At 67.6% G+C, this 14031-nt stretch carries 10 protein-coding genes; 8 read left to right on the forward strand and 2 right to left on the reverse strand.

The annotated features are described in order from the left end of the window. Positions 1 to 12 precede the first annotated feature (12 nt). Together LU699_RS09040 and LU699_RS09045 are read left to right on the forward strand one after the other, a co-directional pair. Positions 13 to 1389 (forward strand): ammonium transporter, encoded by a 1377-nt coding sequence (locus tag LU699_RS09040; RefSeq protein ID WP_232136633.1) that lies wholly within the window; start codon positions 13 to 15, stop codon positions 1387 to 1389. 160 nt (positions 1390 to 1549) lie between these two features. After that, complete coding sequence (locus LU699_RS09045) at positions 1550 to 2254, forward strand: response regulator transcription factor (RefSeq protein WP_232136634.1); 705 nt, start codon at positions 1550 to 1552, stop codon at positions 2252 to 2254. Here the strand turns inward: LU699_RS09045 and LU699_RS09050 are convergent. Then, complete coding sequence (locus tag LU699_RS09050) at positions 2238 to 3590, reverse strand: sensor histidine kinase (RefSeq protein ID WP_232136635.1); 1353 nt, start codon at positions 3588 to 3590, stop codon at positions 2238 to 2240. The genes LU699_RS09045 and LU699_RS09050 overlap by 17 nt on opposite strands. 223 nt (positions 3591 to 3813) lie before the next feature. Between LU699_RS09050 and LU699_RS09055 the strand changes: the two genes are divergently transcribed. From LU699_RS09055 to LU699_RS09080, 6 genes are all read left to right on the forward strand, one after another. Then, positions 3814 to 7527, forward strand: a complete 3714-nt coding sequence (locus LU699_RS09055) for an ESPR-type extended signal peptide-containing protein (RefSeq protein WP_232136636.1) — start codon at positions 3814 to 3816, stop codon at positions 7525 to 7527. An 80-nt stretch (positions 7528 to 7607) separates the two neighbouring features. Next, the gene (locus LU699_RS09060) at positions 7608 to 9470 is read left to right on the forward strand and encodes a S8 family peptidase (protein ID WP_232580132.1); all 1863 of its coding nucleotides are present in this window, start codon (positions 7608 to 7610) and stop codon (positions 9468 to 9470) included. Positions 9471 to 9525: 55 nt separating this feature from the next. Next, positions 9526 to 9825: a hypothetical protein gene (locus LU699_RS09065; RefSeq protein WP_232136638.1), complete on the forward strand. Its 300-nt coding sequence runs from the start codon at positions 9526 to 9528 to the stop codon at positions 9823 to 9825. Positions 9826 to 9876: 51 nt separating this feature from the next. Further along, positions 9877 to 10137 (forward strand): hypothetical protein, encoded by a 261-nt coding sequence (locus tag LU699_RS09070; RefSeq protein ID WP_232136640.1) that lies wholly within the window; start codon positions 9877 to 9879, stop codon positions 10135 to 10137. Between the two features lie 57 nt (positions 10138 to 10194). Beyond that, positions 10195 to 10947, forward strand: a complete 753-nt coding sequence (locus tag LU699_RS09075; protein ID WP_232136642.1) for an N-acetylmuramoyl-L-alanine amidase — start codon at positions 10195 to 10197, stop codon at positions 10945 to 10947. Between the two features lie 464 nt (positions 10948 to 11411). Then, positions 11412 to 11645, forward strand: a complete 234-nt coding sequence (locus LU699_RS09080) for a hypothetical protein (RefSeq protein ID WP_232580133.1) — start codon at positions 11412 to 11414, stop codon at positions 11643 to 11645. Between the two features lie 9 nt (positions 11646 to 11654). On the opposite strand, the gene LU699_RS09085 is transcribed toward LU699_RS09080, so the two are convergent. Continuing rightward, positions 11655 to 13886 (reverse strand): NADP-dependent isocitrate dehydrogenase, encoded by a 2232-nt coding sequence (locus tag LU699_RS09085; protein ID WP_232580134.1) that lies wholly within the window; start codon positions 13884 to 13886, stop codon positions 11655 to 11657. Positions 13887 to 14031 lie beyond the last annotated feature (145 nt).

Here is a 14031-nt window from a genome sequence, read left to right on the forward strand (position 1 = left end):
GAGATGTCTGACATGAAAAAGATCGAGTCCCGCGGGTGGAAGACCCGGATGCAGGCGCTGTGCCTGATGCTGTTGTGTGCGTGCGCATGGTTCGGCGTGGCAGGGAGCGCATTCGCGCAGGACCTGCCGGCAACCGAAACCGCCGTGGCCGTGGTGGAAACGGCGGAAACCGTGACGTTCGACAGCGGCAACGTGGCGTGGATGCTCACTTCCACGCTGCTGGTGCTGCTGATGGTGGTGCCGGGCCTGGCGCTGTTCTACGGCGGCATGGTGCGTTCGAAGAACGTGCTGTCGGTGATCATGCAGGTGCTGGTGGTGTTCTCGGTGGTGATCATCCTGTGGGTGGCCTACGGCTACAGCGCGGCGTTCACCGAAGGCAACGCGTTCTTCGGTTCGTTCACCGAAAAAGCATTCCTGCGCGGCATCACCGCGGAGACGGATGCGGGCGGTCTGCCGGAATTCCTGTTCATCGTGTTCCAGTCGACATTCGCCGGTATCACCACGGCGCTGGTCGTCGGTTCGTTCGCCGAGCGCATCAAGTTCTCGGCGGTGCTGCTGTTCTCCATCCTGTGGGTGACGTTCGCCTACCTGCCGATGGTGCACATGGTGTGGAGCGGTGAAGCGGGCTTCCTCGCGCACAAGGGCGTGATCGATTTCGCCGGCGGCACGGTGGTGCACATCAACGCCGGCGTCGCCGGTCTGGTGGGTGCGTACTTCCTCGGCAAGCGCCTGGGCTACGGCAAGGAAGCGATCAAGCCGCACAGCGTGCCGTTCACCTTCATCGGTGCGTCGCTGCTGTGGGTGGGCTGGTTCGGCTTCAATGCCGGCTCGGCGCTCGCCGCCGATGCCAGCGCGTCGCTGGCCATGCTCAACACGATGGTCGCCACCTCGGCCGGCGTGGTCGCCTGGAGCATCGTCGAAGCCTTCACCAAGGGCCGCCCGTCGGCACTGGGCGCGGCTTCGGGTGCGATCGCAGGCCTGGTCGGCATCACCCCGGCTGCGGGCACCGTGGGCCCGATGGGCGCACTGGTGATCGGTCTGGCCGCAGGCGCGCTGTGCGTGTGGGGCGTCACCGGTCTCAAGCGCCTGCTGCGCGCCGACGACAGCCTCGACGTGTTCGGCGTGCACGGCATCGGCGGCATCGTCGGCGCCCTGCTGACCGGCGTCTTCAGCGCGCAGTCGCTGGGCGGCACCGAAGTCGATCTCGCAATCGGCACGCAGGTCTGGGTGCAGTTCATCAGTGTCGCGTTCACCGTGCTGTGGTGCGCCGTGGTGACTGCGGTGGTGATGCTGATCGTCAAGCTCGTCGTCGGTCTGCGCGTCACCGAAGACGAAGAGCGCGAAGGTCTGGACATCGTCTCGCACGGCGAATCGGCCTACGAGAAGTAAGCGACACCCGGCGTCCGCGCAGCCGCGCGGACGTCGGCCATGAAAGCGGGGCCAGCGGGCGACGGCGGGGAAGGCCGGCGCCCGCTTTTTTTGTGTGTGTTTGTCCCCGTCGCGCCGGTGGGGCTAGGATGCCGGCCACGATGACCGGCCCCTTTCCGCCATGACCGCGCACGCCGCACTGCACGTCGCCGTGCTCGAGGACGAGGCCATGTTGCGCGAGCGCATCCTGCTGCCAGGCCTGCACCGCTTCGGCTTCGACGCGATCGGATTCGAGACAATCGCCGGTCTACGCGCACACCTGGAGACGGCGACGGTCGATCTGGTGGTGCTGGATGTAGGCCTGCCCGACGGTGACGGTTTCAGCCTCGCGCGCGCGCTGCGCGAGACGCGTCCGCAGCTCGGCGTGGTGATGCTGACCAGCCGCGCCGAGACCGGCGACCGCGTGCGTGGTCTGGCCGAAGGCGCCGATGCGTACCTCACCAAACCGATTGAGATCGATCTGCTCGCAGCCACGCTGCACAGTCTTGCGCGCCGCATCGGCACGACCCCCGCACCCGCGCGCGAACACGCACGCAGCTGGCGAATGAGTGAAGACGGCTGGTGTCTGCTGTCGCCGTCGGGCGGCTCGGCGGCGCTGACGCAGAGCGAGCGCCGTCTGTGCAGGCGCCTGTTCGATACGCCGGGCGAGCTGGTCTCGCGCGAGCAGCTGATCGAAGCGCTGACCGAACACGTGCACGACTTCGATGCGCACCGCATCGACTCGATGATCCACCGCCTGCGCAGCAAGGCCCAGGCGCGCTGTGGCGACGACCTGCCGCTGACCGCAGTCCGCGGCCGCGGTTACATGCTCACGCTGCAGGACTGAGCGGCAGCGCGATCCGGAACGTGGTGCCGGCGCCGGGTGCGCTGGTCACATCGATGGTGCCGTTGGCCTTGGTCACCAGCTCGTGCACCACCGCCAGACCCAGGCCGGTGCCGCTGTCGGCAGGCTTGGTGCTGAAGAACGGTTCGAACACGCGCGCTGCGACGGCCGCCGGCATGCCCGCGCCGTCGTCGCGCAGTGCGATGACGACATCGCCGCGTTCGCGGCGTGCATCGATGGCGAACGTGCCGTTGCCGCCGATCGCATCGCGCGCGTTGGAGGCGAGGTTGAGCAGCATCAATTCGAACTGGCTGCGGTCGAACAGGATCGGCAGTGGCGCGTCCTCGCGTGTGCAGGTCAGCACGATGTGCGCATCGAGCAGCTGGCGCAGCATCGGCTGCAGCGTCTCGATCGCTTCGCCGGCATCGAAGACTTCCGCCTGCGCATCGTCGCGACGGCTGAAGCGCAGCAGGCGGCGGCTGATCGCCATGCCGCGCCGCGCGGAGGCCTCCACCGACTCCAGGCTGTTTTCCAGCTGCGAAGCGCGCTGCGCATCGCTGCCGCCGTCGTCCTCGTGGCGTTCGGCCGAGAAGCCGGCGATGACCGAGAAGATGTTGTTGAAGTCGTGCGCCATGCCGCTGGCCATGCGCTCGGTGATTTCCTTCTTCTGGGCGTGGATCAGCTGCGCATGCGTGCGCTCGCGCTCGCGGATTTCCTGCTCCAGCGCTTCGCCGCGCGCATTCGATTCGCGCAGGCTCTCGCGCAGCGCCTCGGTCGTGCGGTCGGTGAGGATCGCGACCAGGAAATAGCTGAAGAGCGTCGAGGGCACGTTGTAGAACGCGCGCCCCGGCGTTTCGGCGAACAGCACCATCGCATCGCGCACCGAACCCAGTGCCACCACCGCGAGCAATGCGCCGAACACGAACCAGAGCGATCGTCGCCCGAGCACGAGACCACTGAGGATCAGCAACAGCATCTGCGCGAGCTGGTCCGGCAGCTGGCGTTCGAAGCCGTTCGCGAACGCGTTGACGAACAGCATCGTCAGCAGCATGCCGAGCATGGCGCGTACCGCCGGGCGGAACCTGCCGCGCCGGATCATCCACACGCCGACACCGGCGAGCACCGCGATGGCGAGGCTGAAACCCAGCGAGACGATCAGGGCGACCGGCAGCGGCCCCTGCGTCAAGGTCGACCAAGTCACCACCAGCCCGAACATGACCATCGCCGGCACGGTGACGGCGAGGAACATCAGCAGGACCTGGATCACACGCGCATTGCGGCGATCGACCACGTCGTCGATCGGCACCCGGTCGAGCCACCGGAGAACGGAATTGGGCATGGCGTTCGCGCTGCTGCGCCACGCGGGCGACGGTGAGTTAACGGTGATCTTCAGGCGAGAAAACGCGGGTGACAAGGGGACTGCCGCGCTCGTACGTTCGCTGCACGGGTTTGCCCTACCCGATCGGGATGACAGGGCCAAGACACGGACGCCGGACGTGGCGGGCGCAGGCCTGCCGCACGACCGCGCGCGCCTTCACGACACGCCTGCTGGAGACATCGAAATGAATCGCATCTACCGCACTCTCTGGAACGCCACGCTCGGCCGCATGGTCGTGGCTTCCGAACTGGCGCGTTCGCGCAGTGGCCGCCGGACCGGCGTGCTGATCGGCAGCCTCGCGCTGGTCTTGCCGATGACGGCGATGGCGCAGGCCACCGCGGTGGGGCTGCAGACGTTCGAAGCGCCGGCTGCGGTCGATGCAAGCGATGTCGCGCGCTACTTCCAGGCCAGCGGCAGCGCGGACAGCGACGCGGGGGCCTACGTCGAGGGCGACAACGCGCTCGCGGCCGGCGAAGCCGCATCGGCGATCGGCAACGGTGCCACCGCGCTGGGCGGCGGCGCGGTCGCCACCGCCGACGACGCGACCGCGGTCGGCAAGGACAGTCTCGCGACCGGCAGTTCGGCAACGGCGGTGGGCGGCATGCTGCGCCTGGACTACAGCGATATCGGCGACTTCGGCGTCGTGCTGGACCAGCAGACCTCTGCAACCGGTCTCGCCGCGACGGCGCTCGGTGCTGGCGCGCAGGCGAACGGCGACTTCAATACCGCGATCGGCGCGCAGACCGAGACCACCGGCAAGTCGGCGGTGGCGATCGGCGGCATTGCGGACGTGCTTGAGGACCAGATGGGGCCCGACTTCGCCGGTTCCGATCTGCAGAACACCCGCGCCTCGGGTCGCCTGTCGACCGCGATCGGCGCCGGCGCGCAGGCCGTCGAATACGCGGCGACCGCGATCGGCGGGCTGGCCAACGCCAGCGGCATCCGCTCGGTCGCGATCGGCTACGTGACCCAGGCGACGGGTTACGACGCCACCGCAGTGGGCGACCGCACCGAAGCCACCCAGGACTGGGCCACCGCGTACGGCGCAGGCGCACGCGCCAACGGCCTGCGCTCGACCGCGCTGGGCGCGTTCTCCAACGCATGGGCCGAAAACTCGACGGCCGTCGGCCAGGGCGCGATGGCCAACAACGTCAACAGCACCGCGATCGGCAACGGCTCGTGGGCTGCGGGCCGCAACAGCGTCGCGATCGGCAAGGCGACCGTGTGGAACGGTTACTTCTGGGGTGAAGGCGATCCGATCCTCTACGTCGACAGCCTCGCGATGGGCACAGATGCCGAAGTGCATGGCTCACGTTCGGTGGCGATCGGTCCGAATGCCTTCGTCGGCATCCAGGAAGACAGTGGACTGTGGGCACCGATCGACGGCAGCGTCGCGCTGGGTGCCGGTGCGCTGGCGGATCGGGCGAATACGGTGTCGGTCGGCCGCACCGGTGCCGAACGCCAGATCACCAACGTCGCCGCCGGTACGCAGGACACCGACGCGGTGAACCTCGCCCAGCTCAAGGCCGCCTCTGGCGCCGCGACGCGTCATTTCCAGGCGACCGGCAGCGCCGACAGCGATGCGGGCGCCTATGCGGAAGGTGACGACGCGACGGCGGCCGGCGAAGCAGCCTCTGCGACCGGCAACGGCAGCACCGCGCTGGGCGGCGGCGCCGTGGCAACGGCCGATACGGCCAGTGCGATCGGCAAGGACAGCCTGGCGACCGCCGGCTCGGCGACCGCGGTCGGCGGCATGCTGCAGCTCGACTACAGCAGCATCGGCGACTTCGGTGTGGTGTTGAACCAGCAGACCTCGGCGACCGGTTTGGCTGCGACGGCGCTCGGCGCGGGTGCACAGGCGAACGGCGACTTCAACACCGCGATCGGCGCGCAGACCGAGACCAGCGGCAAGTCGGCGGTCGCGATCGGCGGCATCGCCGATGTGCTCGAAGACCAGTTGGGCTCGGACTACGCCGGTTCCGACCTGCAGAACACCCGCGCGTCCGGTCGTCTGTCGACCGCGATCGGCGCCGGCGCGCAGGCGGTCGAATACGCGGCGACCGCGATCGGCGGGCTGGCCAACGCGAGCGGCATCCGTTCGATCGCGATCGGCTACGTGACCCAGGCGACCGGTTACGACGCCACCGCGATCGGTGATCGCGCCGAGGCAACCGGTGACTGGGCCACGGCACTGGGTGGCGGCGCGTACGCCCGCACCACACGGTCCACGGCCCTGGGCAGCTTCTCCAATGCATTGGCTGAAGGCGCGACGGCAGTGGGCGAAGGCTCGATGGCCAACAACGTCAACAGTACGGCGTTGGGTACCGGTTCCTGGGCGGCGGGCCGCAACAGCATCGCGATCGGCAAAGCGACGGTGTGGAACGGCTACTTCAGCAACGACAACGATCCGATCCTTTATGTCGACAGCATCGCGATGGGCACCAACGCCGAAGTTCACGGCAGCCGCTCGATCGCGATCGGACCCGACGCCGTCATTGGTGGCTGGTCGGTGCTTGACGCTGATGGCAACCCGCTGATCGTCAATGACAGCGTCGCGCTTGGCGCCAACGCATTCGCTGATCGTGCCAACACGATCTCGATCGGCCGCGCCGGCGCAGAGCGCCAGATCACCAACGTCGCCGCCGGCACGCAGGACACCGATGCGGTGAACCTCGCGCAGGTCCGCTCGATGACCTCGGGCCTGGGCGAGCTCGCCGAAAACGCAGTCGTCTACGACGACGCCGACAAGGCATCACTGCGCCTGGCTGGTGCGGATGGCACGCGGATCGGCAATCTCGCCAACGGTGCGGTATCGGCGTCGAGCACCGACGCGATCAATGGTCGCCAGCTGCATGCCGGCCTGCAGAGCGCAGCCGATGCACTCGGCGGCGGCACCACGGTGACGGCGATCGGCACGCTCAGCACGCCGTCCTATGCGATCCAGGGCAGCGGCTACGTCGGCATCGCTGCGACCTTCGCCGCTCTCGACACCCAGATCACCCGCCTCAACCAGCGCATGGACCGGGTGGAAACGGTTGTCGAACAAGGGGGCGCCAACGATCGCGTCGCGGTCGGCGGTGATGCGCCGGCGACAGTTGGTGCTGACACCAATGCCGTCGCGGTCGGTGCGGGCGCGGCGGCCAATGGCGACAACGGCGTGGCGCTCGGCGGCAATGCCTATGCACACGGTCCCAACGACACCGCGATCGGCGGCAATGCGCGGGTGAATGCCGACGGCAGCACTGCGGTCGGCGCGAACAGCAGCATCTCGGCGAACGCCACCAATGCCGTCGCCGTCGGCGAGAGTGCATCGGTCACCGCTGCCTCCGGCACCGCGATCGGACAGGGCGCGAGCGTCACTGCGCAGGGTGCCGTGGCACTCGGCCAAGGCGCGGTGGCCGATCGGGCGAACACGGTGTCGGTGGGCAACGCCGCGCAGCAGCGCCAGATCACGAATGTCGCCGCCGGCACGCAGACGACCGACGCGGCCAACGTCGGCCAGGTGCGCGCGGGCGTGACCGAGGCCAAGGCCTATGCCGACAGCACGGCCACCCAGTCGGTCGCAACGTCCAAGGCCTACACCGATCAGCGTCTCGCCAGCTGGGGCGACCAGTTCGAGGTCTACCGCGGCGACGTGGAACGTCGCTTCAGCGATACCGAGCGCCGCATCGACAAGCAGGGCGCGATGAGCGCCGCGATGTTGAACATGGCCACGAACGCGGCGGGCACACAGAGTCCGCGCGGTCGCGTGGCGGTGGGCGCCGGCTTCCAGAGCGGCGAGCAGGCGCTGTCGATCGGCTACGCGAAGCGGGTTGGCGAGCGTGCGTCCTTCAGCCTCGGCGGCGCGTTCAGCGGCGACGAAAAGTCTGCCGGCATCGGCTTCGGTATCGACCTGTGAGTGCCGGCGGCGACGCAGGTCGCCGCCACCTTTCCTGATTCGCCCATCCGGGCATCCATCCATCGACGGAGACACGTTCCATGCGCATCCAGACCACACTCGGCGCCGCGATCGCCGCCATCCTGCTGACCGGCACCGCGCAGGCGGCCCAGCCCAGCCTCGACCGCACCGTCACCCGTGATCTCGCGACCACACCGGCCGCAGGCTTCGGCGGCCAGCGCTTCGTGGTCAAGACCACAGCCGCATCGGCGCCGGGTCGCGCCGCACTGAGCAGCGCACTCGGCACTTCGGTGCGTCGCGCCGGCCTCGCCACCGCCGTGCGTGCAACCACCACCGCAGCGGCGCGTCCTGCCGCCACGGCGCGCGTGCTGCGCAGCATGGGCGCGCCCGGCTGGCATGTCGTGCAGGCCTCGCGCGCGCTGACCGAATCGGAGCAGGCGAGCTTCGTGCGCGAGCTGTCGGCCGAGCCCGGCGTGCTCAAGGTCGAAGTGGATCGCCTGTACCAGCGCGCCGACGTGTCGCGCAGCCCGCGCGCGCTGCCGGCCGCCGCGCCGAACGATCCCAACTACGCGCGTCTGCAGTGGAACTTCAACAATGCGACCGGCGGTGTGCGCGCCGAGCAGGGCTGGGAGATCTCGACCGGCGCAGGTGTCGTCGTCGCCGTGCTCGACACCGGCATCGTGGAGAACCACGTCGACCTCGCCGCCAACGTGCTGCCGGGCTACGACATGATTTCCGACAAGCGCGTGTCGCGCCGCGATACCGACGGCCGCGTTGCGGGCGGCTGGGACATCGGCGACTGGGAAGAAGCCAACTACTGCGTCGCGCTCGGCGGTCAGCCGCATCCGCCGGCCGACAGCTCCTGGCACGGCAGCCATGTGGCCGGCACCATCGCGCAGGTCACCAACAACGGCGTCGGGCTCGCAGGCCTGGCGCACGACGCCGAGGTCCTGCCGGTGCGCGTGCTGGGCTCGTGCGGCGGTTTCGGCAGCGACATCGCCGACGGCATGCTCTGGGCCGCGGGTGCACCCGTGGAAGGTCTGCCGACCAACCCGAACCCGGCCGAGGTGCTCAACATGAGTCTGGGCAGCGGCGGTCCGCAGACATGTCCGACGCTCTACCAGGATGCGATCAACCAGGTGAACAACCTCGGCGCGATCATCGTGGTCGCCGCCGGCAACTCGAACGCGAATGCGAGCACGTACACGATGGGTTCGTGCAGCGGCGTCATCGTCGTCGGCGCCACGCGCGTTACCGGCGGCAAGGCGAGCTACTCGAGCTGGGGCACGCGCGTGGACCTGTCCGCGCCGGGCGGCGGTGGCTCGGTGGACGGCGATCCGAACGGCTACATCTTCCAGGCCATCAACAACGGCACGACGCGTCCCACCAGCGAGTACAGCCTGGGCGGCTTTACCGGCACTTCGATGGCCTCGCCGCACGTGGCGGCCGCCGTGGCGATGGTGCAGAGCGTCGTCGACACGCCGCTGGCGTGGGGCGAAATGCGTGACCTGCTGCGCCGGACCGCGCGTCCGTTCCCGGCCTCGATCCCGGGCTCCACGCCGATGGGTACCGGCATTCTCGATGTGGCGACACTGCTCAACCGCGCCACCCAGCCGCCGTGCACCGAGAACTGCGTGCCGCCGACCGTGCAGCTGTCGAACAAGGTGGAACTGCGCGGGCTTTCGAATGGCGCCGAAGATGCGGTTTACAGCTTCCAGGCGGAGGCCGGCAAGGTGCTGTCGTTCATGACCTACAGCGGCACCGGCAACGTGTCGATGTACGTCGCCGCCGGACGCGTGCCGACAGCAACCGATCGCGACGGCTTCTCCACGCGCGCCAACAGCAACACCGAGACCGTGCGTTTCACCGCGCCGGTGGCGGGCACCTACCACGTGCGCCTGACCGGCACGTATGCCGGCATGACCCTGGTCGCACGCCAGTAAACCGGAAGTGCCACCCGCGTCGGTGTGCCGACGCGGGTGGCCATCGCCCACGACCATGCGCAGGCCGCCGGATAACCGTTTCGACTGGCTGACGGTCCTGCCGTACTGGGGGCCGACGGACGATGGCTGCGAAGTGCTCGAAGTCGCACTCTCCGATTTCGTCTACCGCAGCGGCATGACCGACGCCGACTGGCAGTTCGCGTTCGTCTCCTGGGCCAGTGCGCGACTGATCCGCACCGGGGAGTGTTACGAGATCGCGACGCGCGACACGCGCAGCGGCATCGACATGCTGCGCATCGTGCGCGATCCAGGCCAGATCCTGTCGCCACAGAGCGGTGCAACCACGACAACCTGATAGCGCCTCGAACCGTCGCAGCGCGAACGCGTCTGCGATGCGACACGATCGATGCAACCACAGACACGTCCATCGGCGAACTACGACTGGCTACTGACTTGGACCGACTGGTCCGCACGCGAGGATCGCCGGCTCGAAGCCGTGTTCGACCTAGCGACATTCCTGCAGCGCAGCCAGGCTGCACAAGGCTCCTGGTCGCTCGATTTCCTGTCCTGGAAATGCGAACGCCTCGTCAGCGACGGCTGCTGGTACGAAGCACGTCTCGAACATCGACACGACCGCACCGACGTGCGTGTCGTGCTCGATCGCTGATCGCGTGACATGACTGCGCGGCTTGCGTCCGCGTGCCCGAGCGGGTGCAATGCGGACATGCGCATTCTCATCGTTCTGTTCGCCGCGCTGCTGCTGTCGGCCTGTGCCCACCAGTCGCCCCGCAATCCGCTCGCCACCTGGGTCCCGTCGACCAATCACGATGCGCGTCGACCGGTGCTGGTGGTGCTGCATTACACCGAGCAGGATTCGGTGCAGCGCAGTCTCGACACGCTGCGCACCGCCAACAGCGGCGGTCGCGTGAGTTCGCATTACCTGATCGGCCAGGATGGCGAGCGCTACCAACTCGTGTCCGATCTCGATCGTGCATGGCATGCCGGCGCCGGCAGCTGGGGCGCGGTGTCGGACGTGAACTCCGCCTCGATCGGCATCGAGCTCGACAACAACGGTCGCGTGCCGTTCGCCGAACCACTGGTCGAGAGCCTGCTGGTGCTGCTGGACGATCTGAAGACGCGCTGGCGTATTCCGGCCGAAAACTTCATCGCCCACTCCGATCTCGCGCCCGGCCGCAAGGTCGATCCCGGTGTGCACTTTCCGTGGAAGCGTCTCGCGCAACACGGCTATGGCGTCTGGCCGCGCGACGACACACCGCCGGCGCCGGTGGACTTCGACGTGGTGCAGGCCTTGCGGGTCGTGGGCTATCCGGTTGAGGACCTCGATGCGACGTCGCGGGCGTTCCGTTTGCGGTTCCGCGCGCTGGCCGAAGGGCCGCTGGATGTGGAGGATCAGCGGATCCTCTATGCGCTGGTGCAGGGGTGGACGATTCCGGCGGATGCAGCCGTGCAGCCGTAGTAGTTCTGTTCTTGCTTCTGCGGTTGTCTTGCTCTTCCTAGGTCTCGACGCCGCACAGGTGATCGCAGACCCGTAGGGCGGCGGGCATGGATGCCCGCCGTTTTCCGACCGAGCCAGGATGGCGAGTCGGAAAATCCCGGAACAGGTGACACGCCGGGTGAGCTCCGTCGGGGCTGGCCCTTTTCTTTGGTTCCGTTTCTTTTGGGCCAGCAAAAGAAATGAACCCGCTCGCCGCAAGGTGAGTGGAAGCGTTTGATCTTGCTTCTCGCCGTGAGCGCGAAGCGGAATAGCAACGTCAGACGCTTTCGTCCGCTGACGCGGCCGAGTTCATTTCTTTTGGGGGACGCCAAAAGAAACGGAACCAAAGAAAAACGTCTCCCCGACACGTCCGAAGCCCGCGGCGTCACACGCACCGGGATTTTCCGACTCGGCATCCTGCCTCGGTCGGAAAACGCCGCACATCCATGTGCGGCGCCCTCCGGGTACGTAGGTTTGGAGCGCCGTCAGAAAAAATCCACGGCAACGGCAACGGCAACGGCAACGGCAACAGCAACGGCAACGGCAACAGCAACGGCAACAGCAACAGCAACAGCAACAGCAACAGCAACAGCAAACGCAACTGCAACGCCGAGTCGAAAGCGAAGCGAAACCCACAACGCAACAGGCCCGCCGAAGCGGGCCTGTCGATCAAACGTTGAAGCGAACGCTTACTGCTTGAGCGAATCGATCGCCGCATTGAGCGTCTGGCTCGGGCGCATCGCCTCGATCACCTTTGCCAGATCCGGATGGTAGTAACCCCCGATCTCGACCGGCTTGCCCTGCGCGCCGTTGAGCTCGGACAGGATCGCCGCCTCGCCGTCCGTCAGTGCCTTCGCCACCGGTGCGAACGTCGCCTTCAGGTCGGCGTCGTCGCTCTGGTCGGCCAGCGCCTGCGCCCAGTACTGGGCGAGGTAGAAGTGGCTGCCGCGGTTGTCGAGTTCGCCGACCTTGCGCGCCGGCGAGCGGTTCTCGTCGAGGATGCGGCCGTTGGCGACGTCGAGCGCGGCGGCCAGCACTTTGGCCTTCGGATTGTCGTAGGCGTTGCCGAGGTGCTCGAGCGACGCGGCCAGCGCGAGGAACTCGCCGAGCGAATCCCAGCGCAGGTAGTTCTCTTCGACGAACTGCTGCACGTGCTTCGGCGCCGAGCCACCCGCGCCGGTTTCGAACAGGCCGCCACCGGCCATCAGTGGCACGATCGACAGCATCTTCGCGCTTGTGCCCAGCTCCATGATCGGGAACAGGTCGGTCAGGTAGTCGCGCAGCACGTTGCCGGTCACCGAGATCGTGTCCTCACCCTTGCGGATGCGCTCGAGCGAGAACGTCGTCGCCTCGACCGGCGGCAGCACGCGCAGGTCGAGACCGGCGGTGTCGTGATCCTTGAGATACGTCTCGACCTTGGCGATCACCTGCGCATCGTGCGCGCGGCTCTTGTCGAGCCAGAACACGGCCGGCGTCTCGGACAGGCGCGCGCGGTTCACGGCGAGCTTCACCCAGTCCTGGATCGGCGCGTCCTTGGTCTGACACATGCGCCAGATGTCGCCGCTCTCGACCGCCTGCTCGAACACCACATTGCCGTCGCTATCGGTGACGCGCACGGTGCCGTCGCCGGGGATCTGGAAGGTCTTGTCGTGGCTGCCGTATTCCTCGGCCTTCTGCGCCATCAGGCCGACATTGGGCACCGAGCCCATCGTCGTCGGATCGAGCGCGCCGTGGGTCTTGCAGTCGTCGATGACCGCCTGGAACACGTCGGCATAGCAACGATCCGGGATCACGGCCTTCGCGTCCTGCAGCTTGCCGTCGGCGTTCCACATGCCGCCGGAGTCGCGGATCATCGCCGGCATCGAGGCGTCGACGATGACGTCGGACGGCACGTGCAGGTTGGTGATGCCCTTGTCGGAATTGACCATCGCAAGCTTCGGACGCGTCGCATAGAGCGCGTCGATGTCGGCGCGGATCGCGTCCTGCTGGTCCTGCGGCAGGGTCTGGATGCGCGCGTACAGATCGTCGATGCCGTTGTTGGCATCGAAGCCGACCTGCGCCAGCGCATCGGCGTACTTCGTCAGCACGTCACGGTAGAACGCCTGCACGACGATGCCGAACATGATCGGGTCGGAGACCTTCATCATTGTCGCCTTGAGGTGCAGCGAGAACAGCACGTCCTGCGCCTTCGCGTCTTCGATCTGCGCTTCGATGAAGCTCGACAGCGCCTTGCACGACATCACCGCGGCATCGACGATCTCGCCGGCCTGCACCTTCACCGCGTCCTTGAGCACGGTCGTCGCGCCGTCGCTGCCGACGAGTTCGATCTTCAGCGCGCCGGCCTTCTCCAACGTCGCGGAGCGTTCGCTGCCGTAGAAATCGCCTTCTTCCATGTGCGCGACGTGCGACTTCGAATCGGACGACCACTTGCCCATGCGATGCGGATGCTTGCGCGCGAACGCCTTCACCGACTTCGGTGCGCGGCGATCGGAGTTGCCCTCGCGCAAGACCGGGTTCACCGCGCTGCCCTTGGTACGGTCGAAGCGCGCCTTGATGTCGGTCTCTTCATCGGTCTTCGGCACGTCCGGGTAATCCGGCAGCGCGTAGCCCTGGCCCTGCAGTTCCTTGATCGCCGCTTTCAGCTGCGGCACCGACGCACTGATGTTCGGCAGCTTGATGATGTTGGCTTCGGGCGTGGTCGCCAGCTGGCCGAGTTCGGCGAGGTGGTCGCCGATCTTCTGATCGTCGGTCAGCACGTCCGGAAACTGCGCCAGGATGCGGCCGGCCAGCGAGATGTCGCGCTTTTCGACCGCGATGCCCGCCGGTTTGGTGAATGCCTCGACGATCGGCAGCAGCGACTGCGTCGCCAGGTACGGGGCTTCGTCGGTGAGCGTGTAGAGGATCTTCGGCGTATCGGACATGCGGGCGTGTCTCGTCTGGAAACGGGGGGAATGCGTGGCCGGCGCGCGTTGCGGCATCCAGTGGCCGCGCGTACCGGCGCGTCCGCGGATCAGCCGGCGAGGGCCGGTGCGTGCGGACGACACAGCCCCTCGATTGTCGCGCGTT

This window comes from Luteimonas fraxinea (assembly GCF_021233355.1).
Classification (GTDB): domain Bacteria; phylum Pseudomonadota; class Gammaproteobacteria; order Xanthomonadales; family Xanthomonadaceae; genus Luteimonas; species Luteimonas fraxinea.